We start from the raw sequence: 23,601 nt of genomic DNA, 5'->3' as shown, positions 1-23,601 counted from the left end.
GGCAATGATGAGCGAGACGCAGCCTGCGCGCATCAATTGTGTGCTGATCGTCGGTGGTCTCTATCACGACATGGACTTTGCCCGGCTGGAGTTGCTCAAACTGCTGGCCGACGATCCGCGCGTGCGGACCCGCGTGTTCGAGGATTATGGCCATCTCGACGCCATCCTCGCCGCCGATATGCTGATCACCTACACTTGTGACGTCGTGCCGCCGCTGCCCGCGCAGGAAGCGCTGCGCCAGTGGGTAGAGGACGGCGGGCGCTGGTATGCGCTGCATGGCACCAATTCGGTGCTGCGGCTGTTCGACAATGGCCTCTATGGCAGTCCGCGCTGGGCGCCGCTGATGATGGAGACGCTGGGCAGTCAGTTCATCGCTCACCCGCCAATCGCGCCATACCGGGTCGATGTGGCCGATGCAGATCATATTCTGACGCGCGGCATCGCACCTTTCGAGACTACCGACGAGCTGTATCTGATGGAGCGGCATGGCGACCTGCACGTCCTGCTCGACACCGAATTTGCGGGCGAGGCGACCGGCTTTGACGAACATGACTGGGCGCAGGACCGGCATCCGGTGATGTACATCAAGGCGCAGGGCAAGGGCGCGGTGCTGTACAACACGCTCGGCCATTGTCGCGGCCATTATGACATGCAACCGTTCCTGGACTGGTGGCCCACGGTCGATCGCTGCGCCTGGGACCTGCCGGTCTTTTACGATCTGCTGAGGCGGGGGATCGAGTGGTGCAAGGATAAGTGACCTTGAAACTAACTTATCTTTTTATATCAATTGCTTAACCGGCATATTCTCCGCACCAGGCGCTGCATCCGGTACCGCCACCTCAATCCATCCATCCGCGCTCTCGCGCCAGGGGTAGAGTTTGAGCGGCTTGTAATCCGCCCCACCCAGACATGCGCCAGTATCGAGCTTGAAGCGCGCGCCGTGTAGCGGACACATCACCGCGCCGCGGCGCACCCGGCCGTCCGGTGCCAGTTCCGCCGCGGCATGGCTGCAACGGTTGATCAGGGCGTGGACCTTCCCCTCGTCCTTGCAGATCAGCACGGGCCAGCCATTCACGAGAAAGGGCAGCATCGCCCGCTCTTCGACGGCGCTGGCCTCTACCACCCGATGATAGGTTTCCGTCATGGCCGATCCGCCGCGCTACTGGTCATGGCTATGTATTCACATATGTCATGGTCAGTGTCGCCCAGCAGCGTCGCCAGCATCATCACCCGCTTGAATGCCTGCCCCACCATCAGTTCTTCAGTGGTGCCGATGCCGCCATGCAGCTGCACCGCTTCCTCGCCCACCTGCATCGCGCTCTGGGCGATATAGGCCTTCGCGCCCATGACCGCAGCGGCACAGGTCGCGCCATCGGCGGCGGCGGCGCGGTAGAGATGCGATCGACTAAGTTCGACGCGGGCATAGCAATCGGCCATGCGGTGCTGGATCGCCTGAAAGCTGCCGATCGGCTGGCCAAATTGCTGGCGAGTCTTGATATAGTCGAGCGTGGCGGCAAACATCATGTCCATCAGCCCCAGCAATTCACCGCAAATGGCAAGCCGCGCCTGATCCAGAGTCTGCGCCAATGCCGCCTCCCCGCCCGCCATTGGCTGGGCCGGCGTGTCGACAAATTGCATATCGGCGGCGATCGACCCATCGACCAGCCGATAGGGGGTGATGGTGATGCCGGGCGCATTGGCCTTAACCAGATGAAGCGTCAGCGCTCCCTCTCCTGTCCGCGCCGCCACCAGCAGATGATCGGCATAGCTGCCGCAGAGCACCATCTGCTTGGCGCCGCTGATCCGGCCGTCGTGGACACGGGTTTTGATGCCATCCAGGTCAAAGCGCGCCTGCCGCTCGAACAGGGCAGCGGCGACGATCGCCTCGCCCGCCGCGATAGCAGGCAGCAAGTTCGCTTTCTGGCTGTCCGTCCCCGCCGCCGCAACCAGCCCGGCCCCCAATATGATCGCAGGCAGCACCGGCTCTACAACGACACAGCGGCCCAGCGCCTCCATGACCGTAATGATATCAACCGCCGACCCACCAAAGCCGCCCGCTTCCTCCGGCAGCGTAAAGGCCAGCAGGCCGGTTTCCGCTAGCATCGCCCAGTTGGCGTCGGCAAAGCCGCGCGGTTCGCGCAGATAGGCAAGGCGGCGGGCGGGATCGTAACGGTCTGCGCCGAACCGGTCGACCAGATCGCGAAGCATGGCCTGCTCTTCGCTGAGATCGAAATTCAAGCCACCATCCCCCGGTCTGTCATGGTTGGCGCGCGTCCTGCGCTGCCCCGCTGTTGCTGTTCCATGACGCTTTTATGCACGGCAGGCGGGCGCGGCGTTGACTGGGCTTTCCGCTAGGTTCTCGATCCTGGTGCGTGTAGGGAAAAACCTATCGCTAGTCATAGGTTTTGCCGCTTGTCGCAACCGTGCGTCAGGCATAGCATCGTCGCTATGGAGAGATCAGGTGACATGCTCGTCGCCGCCCGGTCCGACAATGGGGACGCTGCAAAGACAGCGACCGATTTTCGTATGGGCAGGCAGGTTCCAACCGCGATTCAGACGGCTGCCGACATTCGGCCCGCTGCCGAGGCGCTACGCGACATTGCCCGCGACCTGGGCAATTTCCGCGTCGCCGCCTGCGCCAACATAGCCTCCCGATCCCCCATGACCGACGCTGATGGCGACGTGCTGGCCAGCTGCGTGTTCGGCTGGCCCGCAACCAAGGAACAATGGTGGCAAAAGCCGCTGCTGGCGCTCAGTTCACCGCTGACCTTCGCCTGTCGCTATGAAAATGAACCCTTCTGGGCCAACGCCCATGGCATCCACACGCGCGCGCCCAATCCCCTGCTCGACCAGATTGACCTCAGCCTTTTCCAGGGTGAAGTGAATGCGAACGCGGTCATCTGCGTGCCGGTTCATATGTCCTTCGGCCAGATCGCGGCGATCAGCTTCTCACCCTTCAACGACAAGCGCGACGATCTGAGCAAGGAATTCGACCTTTACAGCGACCAGCTGGAATATCACGCCCGGCGCTTCGTCCATGGCTATACCCGCGTATCGAGCCAGCGCCCCTGGATTCCCAAAAATTGCCGCCTGTCCAAGCGCGAGGTCGAATGTCTGCGCTGGGCAGCAGTCGGCAAGACCGACGTCGAGATCGCGCTGATCCTGGAACGCAGTTGCGCCACGGTCCGCTTCCATATCCATAACGCCGCGATCAAGCTGGAAGCCGTCAACCGCAGCCAGACCGTGTTCAAGGCGACCCAGCTGGGCTATCTGGGCAATGTCGCTGCCGTGATGGTCCCCCATCCGCAGATCGAGGCGCAGGTCGCCGCGAAATAAAGCTCCCTCCCCCTTGGGACTCAGCATGGGCCAGCCGGGCGACCGGCTGGTCTTTTTTTCTGGAGCGACAGGCCCGCGGCGAACCTATGCTTTCTTACAGAAGCCTTTGCCCCATCTCCTTCCCATAGTGGCCCGACACAAGGATGAGAGGGTTAGGACGTTGGGCGCATCTGCCATTGCCGAAGGACTGTTCCGGGAGACGCCCGAACCGACCCTGATAGGCGGCCGCCATCGTGAGACGGGCCGGATCGTCTTTCCCTGCCCTGACGATAGTGCGCGCTGGGAAGCGATTGACCTGCCGCGCCGCGGAACGCTCTGGTCCTGGACAGTGCAGCGGTTCCGCCCCAAGTCGCCGCCCTATACCGGACCGGATGATTTTGCCCCCTTCGCCATCGGCTATGTCGAATTGCCCGGTGCAACGATCGTGGAGACGCAGCTGACCGGCGTGGATTTCGACCGGCTGACGATCGGCATGGCGATGGAATTGACGACCATGTCCTTCTCCACCGATGCGGATGGCAACGAAGTCCGCCTCTACGCCTTCACCCCCGTGACGGAGGGCTGAACGGTGCAGGACGTCTATATCATAGGGATCGGCATCCATCCATTCGGTCGCACCGACGGGGTCAGCGGGTTGCAGCAGGGCGCGAACGCAGCGCGCGCGGCGATGGCCGACGCGGGGCTGGAATGGCCCGACATGCAATTCGGTTTCGGCGGATCGGACTCTGCGGGCAATGCCGACACGATCGTCAACGAACTGGGGCTGACCGGCCTGCCCTTCATCAACGTCAAAAATGGCTGCGCCACCGGCGGGTCGGCGCTGATCGGGTCATGGCAGGCGATCGCGTCGGGCGCGCATGATGTCGGCATCGCCATCGGCTTCGACAAGCATCCGCGCGGCGCGTTCAACGCCCTGCCCGCCGAATATAGCCTGCCCGAATGGTATGGCAAAGCGGGCTTCATGGTGACGACCCAATTTTTCGCAATGAAGCTGCAACGCTATATGGCGCTGAACGGCGTCAGCCGAACGTCGCTCGGTCGCGTTGCGGAAAAGGCGTTTCGCAATGCCGTTCATGCCGACCATGCCTGGCGTCGATCGCCCGTGGATATCGACACCATCCTGAACGCCCAGATGATCAGCGACCCGCTGACCAAATATATGTTCTGTTCGCCTGCCGAAGGTGGCGTCGCGCTGGTGCTGGCGAGCGCGAAAAAGGCGCGCGAACTGGGGCGCGATCAGGTGCGGATCAAGGCCGCCGTCGTGCGGACCCGCCCGCCCGGATCGTTCGAGGTGTTCGCGCCCTGCATGGACATAGAACGCGGCGGCGCACCGACCCTGCTGGCCAGCAAGGCGGCCTATGAAATGGCCGGGATCGGACCGCAGGACATTGACCTGGCCCAGTTGCAGGACACCGAGACGGGCGCTGAAATCATGCACATGGCTGAAAATGGCTTTTGCGGCGATGGCGATCAGGAAGAATGGCTGGCCAATGGCTGGACCGATATTGACGGCCGCCTGCCAGTTAACACCGATGGCGGGTGCCTCGCCTGTGGCGAGCCGATCGGCGCGTCAGGCCTGCGGCAGGTCTATGAAAATGCGCTGCAACTGCGCGGGCTTGGTGGCCGGCGGCAGGTGCCGGGCAAGCCGCGCACGGCCTATTCCCATGTTTACGGCGCACCGGGCATTTCCGGCGTGACCATATTGGAACGATAAGATGGACCTGGAATTTTCCCCGCAGGATCAGGCGTTCCGCGCCGAGGTTCGCCGCTTTCTGGACGAACATCTGCCCCAGCATCTGCGCGAGGGAATGCGCGGCACGCCCGGCGTGTTCGTGGAACCCGACATTGGCGGCGAGTGGCAGGCGATCCTGCACGCCAAGGGGTGGCTGGCCTATAACTGGCCGGTCGCCTGTGGCGGCACCGGATGGACGCCGATCCAGCGCTATATTTTCGAGAAGGAATGTGCGCTGGCCGACGCGCCCAGCCTGCCGGTGCTGAGCCTGAAACTGCTGGGACCTGTCATCTGCCGCTTTGGCACCGACGAGCAGAAGGCGCGGATATTGCCGCGTATTCTCGACGGGACCGATTTCTGGTGTCAGGGCTTTTCCGAACCAGGGTCCGGCTCCGACCTGGCCAGCCTGCGCACGCGGGCGGAGCGGCGCGGCGATCATTATGTCGTCAACGGGCGCAAGCTGTGGACGACCCATGCCCACCATGCGACCCATATCTTCTGCCTGGCCAAGACCGACCCCGCCGCCAAGCCGCAGCGCGCGATCAGCTTCCTGTTGATCGACATGGCGCAGCCGGGGATAGAAGTGCGGCCGATCATCGGACTGGCGGGCGATCATGAGGTCAACGAGGTGTTTCTGGACGACGCCGTCACCCCGGCCAGCGAGTTGGTGGGCGAAGAAGGGCAAGGCTGGACAATCGCCAAATTCCTGCTGGAAAATGAGCGCGGCGGCGCGTGCCATGCGCCCAAATTGCTGTCCGACATCGCCCGGTTGCGCAAGGCGGCGGGCGCGGAGCCGGACGGCAAGGGCGGCTGCATGAGCGATAATCCCCATTATATGGCTCGTCTGGCGCGGGTCGAACTGGAGGCGCAGGCGCTGGAAATGACAGAGATGCGGGTGCTGGCGGAGATGGCCAAGGGGCTGCCGCCCGGACCGCAGACATCGCTGTCCAAACTGGTCGCCTCCACCCTGCGGCAACAGGTCGACGGGCTGGCGGTGCAGCTTTACGGCTATGCCGGGATTGCGCTGGAGGGGCAAAGGCCGCTCTATGGCAACCAGGCGCCGCCCGCCCTGCATGGCAAGGACGCGCAACTCGCCGCGCCCCGCTATCTCAATTCACGCGCCTGGACCATCTTTGGCGGGACCAATGAGGTTCAGCGCAATATCATAGCCAAAACGGTGCTGGGTCTGTGACCGGCAGAATCCACCGATCGGGAGAGACAAGATGCAATTGAGCCGCGAGGCACTGATCCGGGCCTATCGTCAAATGAAGACGATCCGGCTGTTCGAGGAGCGCCTGCACGACGAAATCGCGCTGGGCGAGATTGCCGGTTTCACCCATCTCTACGCGGGGCAGGAAGCCTGCGCCGTGGGCGTGTGCGAGCATCTGGGTCCGACCGACTATATCATCTCCACCCACAGAGGCCATGGCCATTGCATCGCCAAAGGGTGCGACGTCATGGCGATGATGAAGGAGATTTACGGGTCACGCGACGGCCTGTGCAAGGGCAAGGGCGGGTCGATGCACATTGCCGACATGAATGTCGGAATGCTGGGCGCGAACGGCATTGTCGGCGCAGGCGCTCCGATCGCGGTGGGCGCGGGGATCACCGCCAAGAGCAACGGCACCGTCTCCATCGCCTTTTCCGGCGACGGCGCCTGCAACCAGGGTACGACGTTCGAGGCGATGAACATGGCGGTGGTGCTGAAACTGCCGGTCATCTTCGTGTTCGAGAACAACCATTATTCCGAACATACCGGCGAAGCCTATGCCGTCGGCGCTGAAAGCATGACGGCGCGGTCGGCGGCGTTCGGGATGAAGGCGATCAAGGCCAATGGCATCGACTTTTTCAGCGTCTATGACGCGATGCGCGAGCTGATCGACTATTGCAAGGCAGGCAATGGCCCGGCCTCGATCGAGCTGGATTGCGAGCGTTTCTACGGCCACTTCGAGGGCGATCCGCAGCGCTATCGGGGGCCGGGCGAACTGGACCGCATCCGCGAGGAACGCGATTGCCTCAAGACATTCCGCACCAAGGTGACGGAGGCCAAGCTGCTGGAAGGGGCCGAACTGGACAGGGTGGACGCAGAAGTCAGCGACCTGATCGACCGGGCGGTCGCAGAAGCCAAGCAGGCCGACCGGCCGACCCCGCAGGACGTCCTGCAAGACGTCTATATCAGCTACTGACGCCAAGAGGATCGACATATGGCAATCAAGATGATCCGCGACGTCATTCGCGACACGATCGATGAAGAAATGGCGCGCGACGACAGCCTGATCATGCTGGGCGAGGATATTGTCGGCGGCAATGGCGCGCCGGGCGGGCCGGAAGCGATCGGTGGTATCTGGGGTACATCGGGCGGGCTGTGGGCCAAATATGGCGCGGACCGGGTGATCGACACGCCGATTTCCGAAAGCGCCATCATCGGCGCGGCGGCGGGCGCGGCGCTGACCGGCAAGCGGGCGATAGCGGAGATCATGTTCGCCGACTTTATCGGCGTGTGCATGGACCAGATCTGGAATCAGGTCGCCAAGTTCCGCTACATGTTCGGCGGCAAGACGACCTGCCCGCTGGTCATCCGTATGCCCTATGGCGCGGGCTTCAACGCCGCGCCCCAGCATAGCCAGGTGATCCACCAGTTCGTCACTGCCATGCCGGGGCTGAAGGTCGTGATGCCCTCCACCCCCGGCGATGCCAAGGGACTGCTGACCCAGGCGATCCGCGACGATGATCCGGTGATCTTCCTGGAGCATAAGGCGCTCTATGGCGTGAAGGGCGAGGTGCCGGACGGCGATTACGTGATACCCTTCGGCCATGCCCGGCAGGTGACGCAGGGTGATGACGTCACCATCCTTGCTACCGGCATGATGGTGGGCTTTGCCGAAAAGGCCGCCGCAGAGCTGGCGCAGGACGGCATCGGGTGCGACATACTCGACCTGCGCACCACCAGCCCGCTGGACGAGGAAGCGATCCTCGACAGTGTCGAGCGGACCGGACGGCTGCTGATCGTCGATGAAGCGCCGCCGCGCTGTTCCTTCGCGACCGACCTGTCGGCGCTGGTCGCGCAAAAGGCGTTCGCATCGCTGAAAGCGCCGATCGACATGGTCACCGCGCCGCACAGCCCGGTGCCGTTCGCGCGCGAACTTGAATCCGCCTATCTGCCTTCGCCCGACAAGATCGTGGCGAGCGCGGTGAAGCTCATGTCCTACCGGCGGGGATAAGCACATCATGGCCAATCTGCGCGCATTTGCGATGCCCAAATGGGGCATAGAGATGACCGAGGGCGTCGTTGCCGAATGGATGGTTGCCGAGGGTGTGCCGTTCAAGAAGGGCGACCTGCTCGCGCTCATCGAAACCGACAAGATCACCAATGACGTCGAGGCCGAAGCCGACGGCATGTTCCCGCGCCTGATCGCTCAGACCGGCGGCACCTACGCAGTCGGCGAACTGATCGCCGTGCTGGCGGGGCCGGACGAGGCGGTCAGCGCGGCTGACGTCGACGCCTTCGTCGCCGGGTTCAGGCTCGCCGACAGCAAGGTCGCGTCCAAGGCTGGCGGCGCGCCGCCGCCCCCCGCCCCGGCCGCACCTGCGCCGGTCAAGGTCGCCATTGCGGCCGATGCGCGGATCAGCCCGGCGGCGCGCGCCTTTGCGGAAGCGCAGGGCGTCGATATCAGCGTGATCATCGGGTCCGGGCCGGACGGGCGGATCACCTTTCAGGATGTGCAACAGGCCAGCCTGCCGCCGGTCGCTGTCGGTGGTGGCGCAGCGGTGGACCTGACGCCGGTAGGCGAGACGCTGGGCGATGTCTTTGCCAGTCCGCTGGCAAAACGGCTGGCGGTGCAGCATGGCGTGGACCTGACCGGTATGACCGGCACGGGGCCAAAGGGGCGGATCAGCAAGGCAGACGTGCTGGCGCTGGTCAAGCCGGTAGCGGTAGAGAAAGCCGCGCCCTCCGCACCGATCGCCTTTGCCCGCCCTGCTCCCGGCACGGCGGAGATCGTCAAAATGTCGCCGATGCGCAAGGCGATTGCCAAAGCGCTGAGCCACAGCAAATCGACCATCCCGCATTTCTATCTGCGCTCTGCTGTCAGGATCGACGCGATCCTGGGATTACGGGCGCAGGCCAAGGCGGCGACCGGTGAAGCGCCCAGCATCAACGATTATATCGTGCGCGCCTGCGCGTTGGCGCTGGCGCGGCACCCCGACGTCAATGTGCAGGTCCATGGCGAGGAGATTCACCGCTTCGGCAGCGCCGACATTGCGGTGGCGGTCGCGACCGACAAGGGGCTGATCACGCCGATCGTGAAGGGGGCCGACACGCTGTCGGTCGCGGCGATTTCGCGGGAGGTCAAGGCACTGGCGGAAAAGGCGCGAACCGGACGATTGCAGCCGGACGAGTTTCAGGGCGGCAGTTTCTCGGTCAGCAACCTCGGCATGTTCGGCATCGACCAGTTCGACGCGATCATCAACCCGCCGCAGGGCGCGATCCTGGCGGTGGGCGCTGGCACACGGCAGCCGATCGAGATCGGCAATGCGCTCGCCTTTGCGACCATCGTTCAACTCTCGCTCTCCTGCGACCACCGCGCGATCGATGGCGCAGTAGGCGCGGAATTTATGCGGACGCTCAAAGGCCTGATCGAGGAACCGGCGCTGCTGGTAGGATAAGGGTGCGGGGGCCGTCGGAGCGGCCCCGTATCGTTCAGAGCTTGACGATCTGCTTGCCGCGATTGGAACCGGTGAACAGGCGGGCGAGCGCAGCGGGCGCTGCCTCAAAACCCTGCTGCTCATCCACCTGCCAGCGCAGTCTGTCGGCCAGCACCAGCGCAGCGAGGCGGCCGCGCATTGCGGGCCAGTGCGTTGGCTGGTCGAGGATGATGAACCCCTCCATCCGGGCGCGGCGCAGGATGAGGTTGAAATAATTGCCCGGCCCGGCAATCTGCCCGCGCTGCTCGTAGCGGCTGATCCCGCCGCACAGCACCACCCGCGCGCCGATGGCGAGCCGGGCGAGCATCGCGTCCAGCACCGCGCCGCCGACATTGTCATAGACGATGTCGCAGCCTTTGGGAGCCAGCGCCTTGAGTTGCGCGGCGACCTTGCCCTCGCGATAGTCGATGGCCGCGTCGAACCCTGCCTCCTGCGTCAGCCAGGCGCATTTGTCCGGCCCGCCCGCTATGCCGATGACATGGCAGCCCGCGACCTTGGCGAGTTGCCCGGCGACCGATCCGGTCGCGCCTGCCGCGCCGGATACCACCACGACATCGCCAGCGACGGGGCGGCCTATATCATAAAATCCATGCCATGCGGTCAGGCCAGGGATGCCCAGCACCCCCAGCATCGCATGGGGTGGCAGGTCAGGGTGGCAGATGTCGAAACCTTCGCCATCGCTTACCAGATATTCGGTCCAGCCGGTCATTCCGGCGACCATCGTGCCGACGGGCCAGCGCCCGCCCCGGCTCTCGACCACTTCCGCCACGCCCATGCCGCGCATGACGTCGCCCAGTTCGATCGGCGCGACATAGCCGCCGAAATTTTCCATCCAGCCCTTTTGCGCCGGTTCAAACCCCAGCCAGCGGACGGCAAGCAGCATCTGCCCCTCCCCCGGCACCGGCATCGGCGCATCGACCAGCGCAAAATCTCCGTCCGCCAGAGCGCGTCCGACCGGGCGATCTGCCAAAAGCCATTGCCGCATGTCCATCCTGCTCCTTTTTAACCTGTCGGTGCCGTTGTCGTGGCGGCGATGCTGCGCCACAACTGCGCTTTCCGGCAGGCCTCGCCCGCGCCACGCCAGCGCGATACTGGCGACGGAATGGCGGGCTTGTTTGGCCTCGGCCTTCAGTTATTCGTTGCGCCTTCGCTGATCCAGCGGCGGATCAGGGCGATGGTTGCTGCGTCCAGTGGCGGCGCGGCGAAGGGCATACGCGCGCCCTTGCCGCCTTTCTTCAAATGCGTGCCTTCCAGCTTCATGACCATGTAACTGGTATCAGGCTTTTTGGGATCGACCAGCAACCAACTGCTTTCGCCCGATTTGCGCCTGAACAGGCTGGCATAGGCTGCCTTCGGGTGGAGCGCGAGATTGCCTGCCTCCTGACCCGTCAAATGGCAGACGGCGCAGCGTGTCTTGAGCAGCGGCGTGATGTCGGTGGCGAAGCTGACGGGCTTGGCCGTGGCCGGTGTCGCCAGCAGCGCGGCGAGAACGAAGGTCAGCCCTTTCATGCGCTGTTCCCCGTGGCATGGCGGGCGGCGATATAGCCATAGGTCAGGGCCAGGCCGATCGTGCCACCCGCGCCATAATAGGCCCCGCGCGATGGCGATGCAATGCAGTTGCCCGCGCCATAGAGGCCGGGGATCGGCGCGCCGCTGGTCGCCAGCACCTGACCATGTTCGTTGATGCGCGGCCCGCCATTGGTATCTAGCGCGCCCGCCGCCAGGATGAAGGCATAATAGGGGCCTTTGTCAGCGAAGGGATGCATGGTGAGCGAAGGGTAGGGATTGGCCGGGACTTTCGTGCCTTCGCGCACGGCGGAAAACAGTTTGTGCCATTGCGTGTCATACAGGCGCGCACCGCGCCCAAATTCAGGGTCGACGCCAGCCTTGGCATAGCCGTTGTACCGGGCGATACTGGCCTTGGTCACCGCGCCGAACCCGGCATCGAGACGCACACCGCCAGTCTTGGGGGCTAGGCTTGCCAACCGCTTTTCGATATTGGCGACCAGCGCGTCCCAGCTGTCGCCGCTGATCAGATAGGGGCTTTCGGCCACGTCCAGCGGATAGGGGAAAGCGCCACCAAACCGGTCGAGCGATCGGCCGTCGAACAGCATGAACATCAGCTGGTTGGGATATTCTTCCCTGGACGGGTCATAGGTGAAATGGGCGCGTGTGCGGTCATTATAGCTGCGCTTTTCATTGACGACGCGCTGCCCATATTTGTTGACCAGGATCATCGAATCCCCTGGCAGGACGAACGCGCCCATGCCGATCGCGCGGTTGGCAAGCGCTTCCTCCAGCACCACTTGCGTCCGCCAGGCGGTGTCGAGCGCTCCCATCTTTGCGCCGACCGCGCCTGCGATGGCAATGAAGTCGCCGGTAGATCCGGGCATGGCACACGCCCCATAGAGCGCCGTCTGGTGCAGGCCCACCAGTTCCGTGTTATGAGCATAGCCGCCAGTGCCGAAGATCACGCCCTTGGTCGCGCGGATGCGGATGATCTTGCCCTCGCTTTCCGCCTCCGCGCCGATGACGCGCTCCTTATCAACGATCAGCCGGGTAACGCGGGTGTCGGTCAGGATCGGCAGCTTCTTCTTTTCCAGCCAGGCGGCCAGTTGCGCCGCCAGACTGCCCCCGCCCGCCGAGGAGCCGGAGCCGACCGCCGGTTCCAGCGCGCGGCCGGTCGGCACCTTGTTGGTCAGCAGATGATCGGCATAGTCGGGCGCTGGCTCATCGACCTGAAACAGGCGGAACTGCTTGAACTGCACCGCGTCAATGGCGCGCAGATGATCGACCGCCTTGTAACCATTGTCGTAAAAGGCCGCGATCAGTTGATAATCGAGCGGGTCGAGGCCCAGCGTCGGGCTGACGGGATCGAACAACTGCGGATAGCTATATTGCGCCATATAGGCGATGGCGTCGGCGCGCTTGTCGTCAATGCCCTGCTGGCGGAAGATGAAATGGTTGCAGATCCATGCGACCCCGCCCGACTTACCGGTGGTGCCGCCGGTGATCGGCATTTTTTCCACCATCATGACCTTTGCGCCCGCACTGGCCGCCGTCACAGCAGCCGTCCCTGCCGCCGCGCCGCTGCCGACACAGAGAATATCGACCTCATGATCCCAGCCTGCGGTAGCCGCCTCCGCCCCGGCCAGCGGGGCCATCGCAGCAGCCGCGGCTAGCCCGGTGCCCGCCAGCATCGCACGACGGTCCATCATCAGGCGATCTGTCTCGCGCATCGTCTCTCTCCCATCCTGTTGTCGGGCGCGATGCTATGCCGGAGTGCCCTTTGCGGCGACTATTTCAAACGCTAGGGTGCAGCACGGATGATCTCTGCCGCGCGCCAGCCCAGCGCCATGGCGGGCGCATTGGTGTTGCCGGTGATCAGGCGCGGCATCACCGAACAATCGGCCACGCGCAGCCCCTCGACGCCATGGACGCGCAGCGATGGATCGACCACCGCGTCCCCCTCCGCGCCGATGCGGCAGGTGCCAACACCATGCAGGCCGCTGGTCGAAAGCGAGCGGAATGTGTCCAGCAGAGCGTCGTCATCCTGCATCTGCGCGCCGGGGATCAGTTCCTGCCCGACATCGTCGGCCAGCGCCGCCTGCGCCACATAGTCGCGCATAAGGCGGATGGAGGCGATGGCGGAGCGGCGATCCTCCTCGCTGTCCAGCCAGTTGGGCATGATCGCCACGCCGTCGGCCGGTTCTTGGCCCCGCACCTGGATCGTTCCCTCGCTGCTCTGGCGCAGCAGGGTGCCGGACACGGTAAGGCCCGGCCTTTTGTCGATATTGCCCAGCGGCACGGGATCATTATCGTCACCCAGCGCGAACATATAGCCGCTCAAATAGAGTTGCAGGTCGGTGCGCGGCCCGGTGACGCCGGTGGACAGGAAAGCGCCAACCTCGAACGGGCCAGTCGCCATCGGCCCGTCATGGCGCAGATAATAGCGCGCGACCGACTGAATAAGACCAAGGCCGTAAAAGCGCTGGCCGATGCCGCTGTTGCGCTTCAGGCGGAACGGCATGGTGTAGGACAGATGCTCCAGCATGTGCCGCCCGACATGGGGGTTATGATGGCGGACCGCGATGCCGCTGGTGGAGAGCGCATCGCCATCGCCGATGCCGGACCGTTGAAGGATTTGCGGGCTTTCGACCGTCCCGGCACAGATGATCACCTCACCATCGCAATCGACGCTGAAGCGGCCGCGCGCGTCATTGATCAAAGCCACGCCGACTGCGCGCCCATTGGACAGGCGCACATGGCGCACCAGCGTATCGGTCAACACATGAAAATTGCGCCGCTTCATGGCGGGGCGCAGGAACACTTTGGCCCCGCTTTCGCGGCGACCCTTGCGGATATTATGGCAATAATAGCCTACCCGGTCGCCGACCACGCTGTTGAGATCGTCAGTGCGCGACAGACCCATCTGCTCACCCGCCGCGATCAGCCGCTCCGCCAGCGGATAGCGATAGGTGCGCGGCGTGACATGCACCGGGCCGCCCTGCCCCCGCAACGCGCTGCCGCCCAGACCATGATCCTCGATGGCGCGATAGGCGGCGATCATCGACCCCGCGTTCCAGCCGGCCGCGCCCGCCGCTTCCCAATCGTCATAATCCTGCGGTTCGCCCCGGCTCCAGATCATGCCGTTGATCGATGATGATCCGCCCAGCCCCTTGCCCCGTATCCACACTTCATGCGCGGCTTCATCCGGGCGGCGCGGCTGCGCGATCTGATAGGCCCAGATATGGGCAGGGTTGGAGACGAGCTTGGCGATCCCCTTTGGCATGGCGATCAATGGCGAGCGATCCGGCCCACCCGCCTCCACCAGCAGCACCCGGTTGCGCGGGTCGGCGGACAGGCGTTCGGCCAGCACGCAACCCGCCGATCCTGCGCCGACGATGATATAATCGAAACTTTCCGGCAGGTCCGCCATACCCTCTCCCGATAAATATTATGGAGAGAGGATCAGGCTGGAAGCCACCCCTGCCTACTGGCAGATGCAACAGGCGCTGAATAATCAGTGCGGCTTATGGTCGCGCTTGATCTTCTTGGCGAGGCTCCATTTATGGACTTCGGTCGGGCCGTCATAGATGCGAAAGGCGCGGATTTCGCGGAACACCTGCTCGACGATCGTATCGCCGGTCACGCCGCTGCCGCCCTTCACCTGGACGCATTTGTCCGCCACCCGCATCAGCGCTTCGGAGACCGCAACCTTGGCCATCGAGCTTTCGACCGTGCCGAGCGCGCCGGTATCCAGCACCCCGGCGCACCAGTCGATCATCAGTTCGCATTGCTGGAGGTCGATCAGATTTTCCGCCAGCATGAAGCCCACGCCTTCATGATCGACCAGCAGCTTGCCAAAGGCGATGCGGCGGCAGGCATAGGCAGACGCAATCTCATGCGCGCGGATACAGGCGCCCAGCCAGCGCATACAATGGGACAGGCGTGCGGGCGACAGGCGAACCTGGGCATATTTGAAACCCTCTCCACTTTGCCCCAACATCTGATCGGCCGGCACGCGCAGATTGTCGATGGTGACGACGGCATGGCCGCCCGGCATGGAACTGTCGATCGTGTCCAGCACCCGATCGATGCGAATGGCGGGATCAGGCAGGTCGACCAGGAACATGCAGGCACCGTCGGTCGATTTGGCCATGATGATCCCGACCATCGCCCCCTGCGCGCCGGTGATGAACGCCTTGCGGCCATTGATGACCCAATGATTGCCATCCTGCACGCACGTCGTTTGCATCATCGAAGGATCGGACCCCGCGCCGCCATCGACCGCCGGTTCGGTCATGAAGAAGGCGGAACGGCCGCGCCCTTCCAGCAAGGGCTGGAGGAAATGCGCTTTCTGCTCCGCCGTGCCAACCTTGCCCAGCAGATACATATTGCCCTCGTCCGGGGCCATGGTGTTGCAGGCGAGCGGGCCGAGCGGCGAGAGGCCGGACTTGATGAGGACGGTCGCCGTCTCGCGCTGGGTCAGGTGCGATCCGTCGGGCAGCACATGGGGCGTCAGCACGCCAGCCGCGCGTGCCTTTTCCCGCAGTTCTATCACCAGATCGTCGCTGGGACCATGAAAGCCGCAACGCGGGTCGCCCTCATAGGGGACAACAGTCGTGCGGACGAAGGCTTCGACCCTGTCGGCAATGGCCTGCGCGCGATCGGTGCTGAACATCGGATTTCCTCTCAAATATCGGATTGCGCGGTGGCGCGGGCGATGGCCGCCAGTTCAGGCAGGGTTTCGACCAGCGATTGCGCTTCGGGCGATGATGCCGTGCCGCGCGCCAGGCGCCCCTTGATGCCGTGGATGATCGCGGCAAAGCGGAACATGTTGAAGGCGAGATAGAAGGACAGGTTGGCGATGCCGTCGCGCCCCGTGCGGTCGCAATAGGCCGCGACGTAATCCGCCTGTGACGGGATATTCAGCGCGCCAAGGTCCGCGCCCTTGAAGCCACCGATGATGTGCGGCGGCAGATGATACATCATCAGATGATAGGTAAAATCGGCCAGCGGATGGCCCAGCGTCGACAATTCCCAGTCGAGCACCGCCAATATGCGCGGTTCGACCGGGTGCCAGATCATATTGTCGGCGCGAAAATCGCCATGAACAATGCTGGTTTCGTCGCCTGCCGGTATCCGCCCCGGCAGCCAGTCGGCCAGCCAGTCCATATCGGCAAGTCGTCCTGCTGCCTCATCCTCATGAAATTGGCGCGACCAGCGGGCGATCTGCCGGGCGAAATAATTGCCCGGCATGCCATAATCGCCAAGGTCGATCGCCTGATAGTCGATGCCATGCAGCCGGGCGATGGCACTGTTCATCGCGTCGAAATAGGCGGGACGTTCTGATGCCGTGAGCGAGGGCAAGGTAGAATCCCAGAAGATGCGCCCCTCGACCATGTCCATGACATAGAAGGGCGTGCCGATGACGGCAGCATCCTCGCACAGGCCATAGACCGGGGCGACGGGAAAGTCCGCCTGCCCAAGCGCCGCCAGCACACGATATTCGCGCTCCACGGCATGAGCGCCTGGCAGCAACTGCCCCGGGGGCTTGCGCCGCATCACATAGGCATGGCTTGGCGTGACCAGGCGATAGGTCGGATTGGACTGGCCGCCGTTAAACTGTTCGACGGCAAGCGGCCCGGAATAGCCCGGTACATTAGCCTGCATCCAGCGATCGAGCGCCGCGCTGTCGAAGCCGTGCCCCGCGCGCACCGCGCCGGTGCCGCCGAATTTATCCTGCCGGTCAACGCCCACGGCCCCATCCCTCTCCCATGCCAGATTATATCCTGCCATGCGACGCGCAGAGGGCTTTGTCCCCTGTGTTTTGTTTCAGGTGCGGACAGACCTCTGAAAAATCGCAGTTAGCAAGCCGTCGATATTCGCGCATCTCTCACAATCGGAACGAAGGCGCATCCGGCTTTGCTTTCAGCAAACGCTGCATAAGCGTCCGAATAACAGGGAGAGTATATGCGACAGAATCTAATCATGCGGCCTGTGATGCTGGCTTTGGGTGGAGCGATGCTGTGGGCCACACCCGCTCTGGCGCAGGAACAGGCTCCGCAGGCAGAGGCCGATGCCGTCGATCCCAACGCCATCATCGTCACTGCGCGCCGCCGCGAGGAAAGCCTGCAGGACACACCGGTCGCGATTACGGCGGTGAACGCCGCAATGCTGGAAAACAAGGCGGCGGTGAATATCGGCGACCTGACCGGCGGTGTTCCCAATCTGCTGATCACGAACCAGAATAGCGGCGCAGCCGCCGCCAACCTCGCCATTCGCGGGCTAACCTATGCCGACGTCGAAAAGTCGCAGGAACCCACGGTGGGCGTCGTCGTCGATGGCGTATTCATCGGAACCAGCACCGGGCAGTTCTTCGACTTTTTCGACATTGAACAGATCGAAGTGTTGCGCGGGCCGCAGGGCACTTTGTTCGGACGCAACACCATCGGCGGCGTCATCAACATCCGCCGCTCCCGTCCGACCGGTGAATTCGGCGGCAAGGTGGAAGTCTCCTACGGCAAGTTCAACACGCTCGCGACCCGCGCGGTCGTCAATGTGCCGCTGTCGGGCGACGGCAGCGTGGGTGCCAAATTCTTCCATTTCCACAACGAAACCGACGGCTGGTATCGCCAGTCACAGACCGGCGACCGGCGCGGCTTTGCCAATAACGAGAATTTCGGCGGATCGGTCCTGATCGCCCCACAGGGCAGTGATTTCGACGCGCTTTTCACCCTGGAAAAGCAGATCCAGAAATTCGACCCGGTCGTATCCAACCTCACCAACAGCAGCGAACTGTTCTGCGGGTTCATCCCGGCCATCGAGTGCAACCGCAACAATACGACCGATCTCTACACCGTGTTCGGCCAGCCCAATGTTTCCAACTATTCCGCGCCCGCCGCGACGCTGGAGATGAACTATGATCTGGGCGGGGTGAAGCTGACCTCCGTCACCGGCTGGCGCAAATCGCGCGAGAATCAGACTCAGGATTTCGACGGGTCATCGACCGACCTTTATTATGTCCGTCGCCTCCAGCGCTACGAGCAATGGAGCCAGGAAGTGCGTGCGGCTGGCAAGTTCAGCGACAGTTTCGACTATGTCGTGGGTCTCTATTATTTCAGCTCCAAATATCAACTGTCGCAATATAGCCGCGTATTCGGCTTCGCGCCGACCGTCGATCCGCTGATCTTCGACACCAACCCGCAGGTTGTGAACGGCAAAACCAAGTCGATCGCCGTGTTCGGCGATTTCAACTGGGCCTTTGCCGACCAGTGGCGCCTGTCCTTCGGTGGTCGCTTCACCCGCGACAAGAAGGCGCTCGACAACAGCTTTGGCGGGACGGAAATCGGCCGGGGTTCCGACACATTCAAGAAGTTCACGCCCAAGATCGGCGTCGATTTCCGTCCGAACGACGATGTCATGTTCTACGGCAGCTGGTCTCAGGGCTACCGGTCGGGCGGCTTCTCGCCCCGCGCAGGCACCGCCGCCAGCGCCGGTGTCGCCTATCAGCCCGAAGTGGTCGACAGTTTTGAAGTCGGCGGCAAGTTCGACCTGTTCGACCGCAAGGTGCAGTTCAACGTCGCGGCTTTTTATTCCAGCTACAAGGATCTGCACCAGAACAACACGCTCAACTGCCCGTCCTGCGCCACCGGTAACGAGACGATCACGTCGAACGTCGGGTCTGCCAAGATCAAGGGGCTGGAGTTCGACTTCACCGCACGGCCGACGTCGCAACTCACGATCACCGGTTCGCTCGGCCTGCTCGACTCCAAGTTCAAGGGCTTTATCGTCGGCGGTATCTCGCCGGTGACGGGTGCGGTCGTTCCCTATGATTATTCGGGCAATGACCTGATCTACAACCCGAACATGACCGCGTCACTGGGGGCCGATTACACCGTCCCGACCAGCTTTGGCGAAATCATAGCGAACCTGAGCTATCGCTATATCGGTCGCTATGACCAGCAAATCTCGATCGGCGGCCTGTCTGGCAATCTCAGCACCGGGCCGATCACCGTCACCGGCAATGACCCGCGGGTGCGGACCGACAAGCAGGGTCTGGTCGACGCCAGCCTGACCACCAAGTTCGATATTGGCGGGACGGAAGCACGGCTGACGGTCTTTGGCCGTAACTTGGCCAATGATCGCGGGCCTACCCATGGCTTTACCGTCGGTGGCCTCTGGTCCTTCGGCACCGCGCGCGAACCCCGCACCTATGGCGCGACGCTGGGGGTGAAGTTCTAAAACGAAACGCCAAAGCGCAAAGAAGGAGGCCGGGGAGATGATCCCCGGCCTTTTTTTTAACACTCACACACACTGCAAACCTATGTGGACGATCATCATCCCCTGTCAGGCAGGGCTGTTGCACATACCCTTTCGTTATCGCTCCAACGTCATGCTGAACTTGTTTCAGCATCCATCGTGCCCCAGAAGCCGCAGTTCGTGAAGAGAAATGGATCCTGAGCCGAAGGCCAGCGAAGCTAAATAAATTCAGGATGACGATGAACGAGGGTACGGTTTCATATGCGATAGCCCTTCACTGGCAGAGGAGGATTTTTGTAGCCGATTTGTAGATACCGCTATCGCGTCCCTTGGGTGGACACAAAAAAGAGCGCCGGAGCCATCGCTCCGACGCCCTCCCTTTTACGCAACCCCCGATCAGAGCTCGTCGTTCAGATATTTCATGATCGTGTTCTGGAACTGGCGGATCTGGATTTCCTGATAATTGGCCAGTTGCACCTTGCCGTTGAGCGAGGCTTTAAGACCTGTCTGGACGTAGGGCAGATTGTCCATATCCTGTTCGAACACGTCCCCCAATATGCCCAGCTCCGGCGCTTCGGTCCATTTCTGGTCGACCGACAGAAACTTCATTGGCGGTGCCTTGGGATGCGCCTGCCCTCGCGGGACGCGGGTAAGGACGCGCACTTCCATCAGGCAATGATCGACATCATGCCAGGGACGCCAGCGATAGACGATGTTGGGCTGGAACCCGGCCCATGGGCTGAAATTGGGGAATACGTTATAAAGCAGCGCGTCCATCATTTCCGCGTCGGACGCGAAGCTGACGTCATGGCCGAACATGGCGGTAGTGGTATCGCGCAGCGACGCGCCCAGCGCCGCACGGGCGGTCACGCCTTCGGGCACCTTAACGTTGTAGCCGCCTGCCGCTGCTTCCTTATCCTCATAATTGTCGGACGACCGGCCATTATATTTGACGAATTCGTCGACGATCCACTGCTCCGCCTTGCCCGCCGGATCGACATGGGGGGACATGGTGCCGAACGGCGTGACCGTCAGGTTCACATAGTCGCCATAGATATTGTACATCGAATTGGCGTCGCCGGTGAAAGGCAGCAATTGCGGATGGGTAACGACGGTGTGCCAGCTTTCCATGAAAGCCTCCATCACCACCTTCCAGTTGGCCGGAACCACCTTGCCCACCCACATGGCGGTCGCGCACTCCTCATGCCGCCAGCGCTGGAAATGCTCCGGCATGGGGGCGAGAAATTCCTCCAGCGTCGGGCCGTCGGCCGCTTCGCGGATGAAAATATAGCCGCCCCAGCGCCCCACGCTGATTTCGGGCAGCGCCATCTCCTCTTCCTTGAGATGGGCAAAGTCCCAGCGGCAGGGGATTTTCTTGACCGACCCGTCATTGTTCCAGGTAAAACCATGGAAGGGGCATTGCAGTTCGGCCGACCAGCCGTCCCCGGTCTTGAGCTTGCGCCCGCGATGCAGGCAGACATTGGCAAAGGCACGAACCGACCCGTCCTCCTGCCGGATCAGTAGGAAGGATTTGCCGACATTTTCATAGACGACATGGTCGCCCGCCTCCGGCAACTCCTCTTCCCGCGCGGCGAATTGCCAGGTGCGCGGCCACATTTTGCGATTTTCCGCCTCGAAAAATTCAGGGCTGGTGTAGCGGCTGGCCGGGATCGGTTCCGAACCCAGATTCTCATATTCGTCGGTATAGAGAAATTCAGGCACATGGTTGGTATCCGCCAGCATCAGGTCGCGGACGCTGGTGCCGGGGCAGCGCGGCAAGGGCGCGCCTTTGATCCGGGGGTCGCTTTCAGCCATTAATCTCTCTCCTGCCATTCCGCCAGCTCTGCCGCACGGGCATAACCGCACGTTGAAACCTTGGTCGTTCGTTCAAATATACCGTCGTGGTCATTGCGCGACCATCCCCCCGTCCACGACAAATTCGCAGCCGGTGATGTAGCGCGCATCGTCGGACGCCAGAAAGGCGACCATCGACCCGATGTCGGACGGTTCGCCCATCCGGCCCATCGGTATGGCCGCAACGATCTGGTCGAACACATCCTTGTTATCAGCGATCGCGACCTTCTGCATATCGGTCCAGATCATGCCGGGATGGACAGTGTTGACGCGGATATTGTCGCGTGCGGTTTCCAGCGCGACCGATTTGGAAAAGAGCCGCACCCCGCCCTTGCTGGCGGCATAGGCGGCAGTGCCCTGCACCCCGACCAGTCCCGCGACAGATGACAGGTTGACGATCGACCCGCCATGACCCTGCGCCCGCATCTGATCAACCGCCACCTTGGTGCCCAGATAGACGCTGTCCAGATTGACTGAAATCTGCTTGTGCCAGTCGGCAGAGGTCATCTCGCTCATCGCGCGCAGCACGGCGATACCCGCATTGTTGACGAGAATGTCTATCTTGCCGAACGCCGCGATCACCGCGTCGATCAGCGCCGTCCAGCCTGCTTCATCGGTGACGTCCTGCGCCATGGATTGGGCGGGAACGCCCTGCGCGCGCAATTCTTCGGCACGGGCGGCGACGGCGGTGCCGTCCAGATCGGTCAGGAACAGGCTGGCCCCCTGCCCCGCCATTTTGAGCGCGGCGGCAAAGCCCAGCCCATTCGCCGACGCAGCGCCCGTCACAACAGCCACCTTGCCCTTAAGGTCGATCATCATCCGCCAAACATCCTCATCCGATAGTTTGCACCGCAGAGTGACGCCTGTGCGGCACGGTGCAACTAGCGCTAGTCAGAGTCCCCCTCGACCTGACGCGCGCTACCTATGACCTTATCGAGTTCCGGCATGGTCACGCGCGCGCTATGATGCGACCAAAGCCATAGCGGCGGGCATTGAGAGGGTATTGCATGGGCTATCATGACGTCATCGGCCAGGAAGCCGAAAAGATGCTGGAATATGTCGAGACCGGCACGACCGACAGCGCCCCTGACACGATGGAAGTGCCAGCATCCGCCTATACCGACCCCGCCTATTGCGCACGGGAGAAAGCGGAAATCTTCATGAAGATGCCGCTGCTGGCCGCTCTGACCGCCGAAATGCCTCATCCGGGCGATTACAAGGCGATGGACCTGATGGGTAAGCCGGTCCTCATCACCCGCAAGAGCGACGGCACGGTCGCGGCGATGCTGAACGTCTGCTCCCATCGTGGCATGATCCTGAAACCCGAAGGCCATGGCAATGCCAGGCGCTTTTCCTGTCCCTATCATGCCTGGACCTATGGCAATGACGGCAAGCTGATCGGCGTGGCCGAGCCGCAGAAATTTGGCCCGGTATGCAAGGAAGAGCGTGGCCTGACGCAATTGCCGGTGGCCGAAGCGGGCGGGATCATCTGGGTGTGCCTGACGCCGGGGCTGGAGTTCGACATCGCCGCGCATCTGGGCGGGATGCTGGATGATCTTGAAGCCTATGATCTGGGCAGCTGGCATTATTGCGGGTCGCGGCGGATTTACGGGCCGAACTGGAAGATCGCCTATGACGGCTATCTGGAGGGCTATCATTTCGCCGCCGCGCACCCGACCACCATCCATCCGCGCAGCTTCAGCAATATCATGAATTTCACCGCCTTCGGCCCGCATATGCGCGTGGGCTATCCGCAAGTGCGGATCAAGGAAGCGCTGAGCGCGATCCCGCGTGCAGATTGGGGCGAGCATGAGAATGAAGGCTATGACTTCGTCCGCACCATCTTCCCCAATATCAGCATCTTCTTCGCGCCCGAAATCACCCAGGTCGCACAACTCATCCCCGACGACACGCCCGGCAGCAACACCACCAACCTGATGTTCATCCGCCGCCAGCCGCCCAAGGACGATGCGGATGCGGCCAGCATCGAAAGCATGATGGACTGGCTGCGCGACGTCGTGAATGACGAGGATTATGGCGTTGGCCTTCAGGTCCAGAAGGGGCTGGAGTCCGGCGCGATTCCCTCGGTGATCTTCGGCCGCAATGAGCGCGGCAACCAGTATTTCCACAAATATGTGGACTATCTCCAGCGTGCCGACCCGCACGAGGCGCCGCCTGAGCTGTGAGGCAGGCTCAGCCCGAACGGCTTT

General features: G+C 62.8%; 20 protein-coding genes. 10 read left to right on the top strand and 10 right to left on the bottom strand.

Going from position 1 to position 23,601, the window contains the following annotated elements; all coding sequences use genetic code 11:
• The first annotated feature begins 7 nt into the window (after positions 1 to 7).
• A complete protein-coding gene (locus tag KRZ98_RS20575) occupies positions 8 to 757 on the top strand; it encodes a ThuA domain-containing protein (protein ID WP_217675188.1) in 750 nt (249 codons plus the stop codon).
• Between the two features lie 21 nt (positions 758 to 778).
• On the opposite strand, the gene KRZ98_RS20570 is transcribed toward KRZ98_RS20575, so the two are convergent.
• Both KRZ98_RS20570 and KRZ98_RS20565 read right to left on the bottom strand, forming a co-directional pair.
• Positions 779 to 1,144, bottom strand: a complete 366-nt coding sequence (locus KRZ98_RS20570; RefSeq protein ID WP_217675105.1) for a Rieske (2Fe-2S) protein — start codon at positions 1,142 to 1,144, stop codon at positions 779 to 781.
• Positions 1,141 to 2,238 (bottom strand): acyl-CoA dehydrogenase family protein, encoded by a 1,098-nt coding sequence (locus KRZ98_RS20565; protein ID WP_217675104.1) that lies wholly within the window; start codon positions 2,236 to 2,238, stop codon positions 1,141 to 1,143. The genes KRZ98_RS20570 and KRZ98_RS20565 overlap by 4 nt, the downstream gene beginning before the upstream one ends.
• Before the next feature lie 228 nt (positions 2,239 to 2,466).
• Here KRZ98_RS20565 and KRZ98_RS20560 point away from each other — a divergent pair, with 228 nt between their 5' ends.
• From KRZ98_RS20560 to KRZ98_RS20530, 7 genes are all read left to right on the top strand, one after another.
• Positions 2,467 to 3,336 (top strand): helix-turn-helix transcriptional regulator, encoded by an 870-nt coding sequence (locus KRZ98_RS20560; RefSeq protein WP_254798737.1) that lies wholly within the window; start codon positions 2,467 to 2,469, stop codon positions 3,334 to 3,336.
• A 160-nt stretch (positions 3,337 to 3,496) separates the two neighbouring features.
• Entirely contained in the window at positions 3,497 to 3,901 is a 405-nt protein-coding gene (locus tag KRZ98_RS20555) for a Zn-ribbon domain-containing OB-fold protein (protein WP_217675103.1), read from the top strand.
• Between the two features lie 3 nt (positions 3,902 to 3,904).
• Positions 3,905 to 5,050: a thiolase family protein gene (locus KRZ98_RS20550; protein ID WP_217675102.1), complete on the top strand. Its 1,146-nt coding sequence runs from the start codon at positions 3,905 to 3,907 to the stop codon at positions 5,048 to 5,050.
• Position 5,051: 1 nt separating this feature from the next.
• Positions 5,052 to 6,260, top strand: a complete 1,209-nt coding sequence (locus tag KRZ98_RS20545; protein ID WP_217675101.1) for an acyl-CoA dehydrogenase family protein — start codon at positions 5,052 to 5,054, stop codon at positions 6,258 to 6,260.
• Positions 6,261 to 6,291: 31 nt separating this feature from the next.
• Positions 6,292 to 7,254, top strand: coding sequence for a thiamine pyrophosphate-dependent dehydrogenase E1 component subunit alpha (locus KRZ98_RS20540; protein WP_217675100.1), 963 nt, complete (start codon positions 6,292 to 6,294; stop codon positions 7,252 to 7,254).
• Positions 7,255 to 7,272: 18 nt separating this feature from the next.
• On the top strand, positions 7,273 to 8,289 hold the full coding sequence (locus KRZ98_RS20535) for an alpha-ketoacid dehydrogenase subunit beta (protein WP_217675099.1): 1,017 nt from the start codon (positions 7,273 to 7,275) through the stop codon (positions 8,287 to 8,289).
• Between the two features lie 7 nt (positions 8,290 to 8,296).
• Positions 8,297 to 9,733, top strand: coding sequence for a dihydrolipoamide acetyltransferase family protein (locus tag KRZ98_RS20530; RefSeq protein WP_217675098.1), 1,437 nt, complete (start codon positions 8,297 to 8,299; stop codon positions 9,731 to 9,733).
• Between the two features lie 34 nt (positions 9,734 to 9,767).
• Here the strand turns inward: KRZ98_RS20530 and KRZ98_RS20525 are convergent, their stop codons facing one another.
• From KRZ98_RS20525 to KRZ98_RS20500, 6 genes are all read right to left on the bottom strand, one after another.
• Positions 9,768 to 10,757, bottom strand: a complete 990-nt coding sequence (locus KRZ98_RS20525) for an NADP-dependent oxidoreductase (protein ID WP_254798736.1) — start codon at positions 10,755 to 10,757, stop codon at positions 9,768 to 9,770.
• A 143-nt stretch (positions 10,758 to 10,900) separates the two neighbouring features.
• Complete coding sequence (locus KRZ98_RS20520; RefSeq protein WP_217675096.1) at positions 10,901 to 11,281, bottom strand: hypothetical protein; 381 nt, start codon at positions 11,279 to 11,281, stop codon at positions 10,901 to 10,903.
• Positions 11,278 to 13,011 carry an FAD-dependent oxidoreductase gene (locus KRZ98_RS20515; protein ID WP_217675095.1) on the bottom strand — a complete coding sequence of 578 codons (1,734 nt, stop codon included), beginning with the start codon at positions 13,009 to 13,011 and terminating at the stop codon, positions 11,278 to 11,280. The genes KRZ98_RS20520 and KRZ98_RS20515 overlap by 4 nt, the downstream gene beginning before the upstream one ends.
• 71 nt (positions 13,012 to 13,082) lie before the next feature.
• Positions 13,083 to 14,711 carry a GMC family oxidoreductase gene (locus KRZ98_RS20510; RefSeq protein ID WP_217675094.1) on the bottom strand — a complete coding sequence of 543 codons (1,629 nt, stop codon included), beginning with the start codon at positions 14,709 to 14,711 and terminating at the stop codon, positions 13,083 to 13,085.
• An 84-nt stretch (positions 14,712 to 14,795) separates the two neighbouring features.
• Entirely contained in the window at positions 14,796 to 15,956 is a 1,161-nt protein-coding gene (locus tag KRZ98_RS20505) for an acyl-CoA dehydrogenase family protein (protein WP_217675093.1), read from the bottom strand.
• An 11-nt stretch (positions 15,957 to 15,967) separates the two neighbouring features.
• Entirely contained in the window at positions 15,968 to 17,074 is a 1,107-nt protein-coding gene (locus KRZ98_RS20500) for a phosphotransferase (protein WP_254798735.1), read from the bottom strand.
• A 174-nt stretch (positions 17,075 to 17,248) separates the two neighbouring features.
• Here KRZ98_RS20500 and KRZ98_RS20495 point away from each other — a divergent pair, with 174 nt between their 5' ends.
• Positions 17,249 to 19,519, top strand: a complete 2,271-nt coding sequence (locus KRZ98_RS20495) for a TonB-dependent receptor (RefSeq protein ID WP_217675092.1) — start codon at positions 17,249 to 17,251, stop codon at positions 19,517 to 19,519.
• A gap of 414 nt (positions 19,520 to 19,933) precedes the next feature.
• Here the strand turns inward: KRZ98_RS20495 and KRZ98_RS20490 are convergent, their stop codons facing one another.
• Positions 19,934 to 21,352 carry an SRPBCC family protein gene (locus KRZ98_RS20490; protein WP_217675091.1) on the bottom strand — a complete coding sequence of 473 codons (1,419 nt, stop codon included), beginning with the start codon at positions 21,350 to 21,352 and terminating at the stop codon, positions 19,934 to 19,936.
• Between the two features lie 90 nt (positions 21,353 to 21,442).
• A complete protein-coding gene (locus KRZ98_RS20485; protein ID WP_254798734.1) occupies positions 21,443 to 22,210 on the bottom strand; it encodes an SDR family NAD(P)-dependent oxidoreductase in 768 nt (255 codons plus the stop codon).
• Between the two features lie 188 nt (positions 22,211 to 22,398).
• Between KRZ98_RS20485 and KRZ98_RS20480 the strand changes: the two genes are divergently transcribed.
• Positions 22,399 to 23,577: an aromatic ring-hydroxylating dioxygenase subunit alpha gene (locus tag KRZ98_RS20480; RefSeq protein ID WP_217675090.1), complete on the top strand. Its 1,179-nt coding sequence runs from the start codon at positions 22,399 to 22,401 to the stop codon at positions 23,575 to 23,577.
• Positions 23,578 to 23,601: the final 24 nt, after the last annotated feature.

The sequence above is a fragment of the Sphingobium sp. AS12 genome (assembly GCF_019097845.1).
Lineage (GTDB): Bacteria > Pseudomonadota > Alphaproteobacteria > Sphingomonadales > Sphingomonadaceae > Sphingobium.
The sequence above is the reverse complement of the archived record's forward strand: the minus strand, read 5'-3'. Positions and strand labels throughout refer to the sequence as shown.

Bases quoted from the DNA above. Each gene is read 5' to 3' on its own strand.
- KRZ98_RS20575 (WP_217675188.1), top strand. From the start codon at position 8: ATGAGCGAGACGCAGCCTGCGCGCATCAATTGTGTGCTGATCGTCGGT.
- KRZ98_RS20530 (WP_217675098.1), top strand. From the start codon at position 8,297: ATGGCCAATCTGCGCGCATTTGCGATGCCCAAATGGGGCATAGAGATG.
- KRZ98_RS20535 (WP_217675099.1), top strand. From the start codon at position 7,273: ATGGCAATCAAGATGATCCGCGACGTCATTCGCGACACGATCGATGAA.
- KRZ98_RS20480 (WP_217675090.1), top strand. From the start codon at position 22,399: ATGGGCTATCATGACGTCATCGGCCAGGAAGCCGAAAAGATGCTGGAA.
- KRZ98_RS20560 (WP_254798737.1), top strand. From the start codon at position 2,467: ATGCTCGTCGCCGCCCGGTCCGACAATGGGGACGCTGCAAAGACAGCG.
- KRZ98_RS20505 (WP_217675093.1), bottom strand. From the start codon at position 15,956: ATGTTCAGCACCGATCGCGCGCAGGCCATTGCCGACAGGGTCGAAGCC.
- KRZ98_RS20490 (WP_217675091.1), bottom strand. From the start codon at position 21,352: ATGGCTGAAAGCGACCCCCGGATCAAAGGCGCGCCCTTGCCGCGCTGC.
- KRZ98_RS20540 (WP_217675100.1), top strand. From the start codon at position 6,292: ATGCAATTGAGCCGCGAGGCACTGATCCGGGCCTATCGTCAAATGAAG.
- KRZ98_RS20515 (WP_217675095.1), bottom strand. From the start codon at position 13,011: ATGCGCGAGACAGATCGCCTGATGATGGACCGTCGTGCGATGCTGGCG.
- KRZ98_RS20500 (WP_254798735.1), bottom strand. From the start codon at position 17,074: ATGGCAGGATATAATCTGGCATGGGAGAGGGATGGGGCCGTGGGCGTT.
- KRZ98_RS20525 (WP_254798736.1), bottom strand. From the start codon at position 10,757: ATGCGGCAATGGCTTTTGGCAGATCGCCCGGTCGGACGCGCTCTGGCG.
- KRZ98_RS20495 (WP_217675092.1), top strand. From the start codon at position 17,249: ATGCGACAGAATCTAATCATGCGGCCTGTGATGCTGGCTTTGGGTGGA.
- KRZ98_RS20570 (WP_217675105.1), bottom strand. From the start codon at position 1,144: ATGACGGAAACCTATCATCGGGTGGTAGAGGCCAGCGCCGTCGAAGAG.
- KRZ98_RS20545 (WP_217675101.1), top strand. From the start codon at position 5,052: ATGGACCTGGAATTTTCCCCGCAGGATCAGGCGTTCCGCGCCGAGGTT.
- KRZ98_RS20510 (WP_217675094.1), bottom strand. From the start codon at position 14,711: ATGGCGGACCTGCCGGAAAGTTTCGATTATATCATCGTCGGCGCAGGA.
- KRZ98_RS20520 (WP_217675096.1), bottom strand. From the start codon at position 11,281: ATGAAAGGGCTGACCTTCGTTCTCGCCGCGCTGCTGGCGACACCGGCC.
- KRZ98_RS20485 (WP_254798734.1), bottom strand. From the start codon at position 22,210: ATGATGATCGACCTTAAGGGCAAGGTGGCTGTTGTGACGGGCGCTGCG.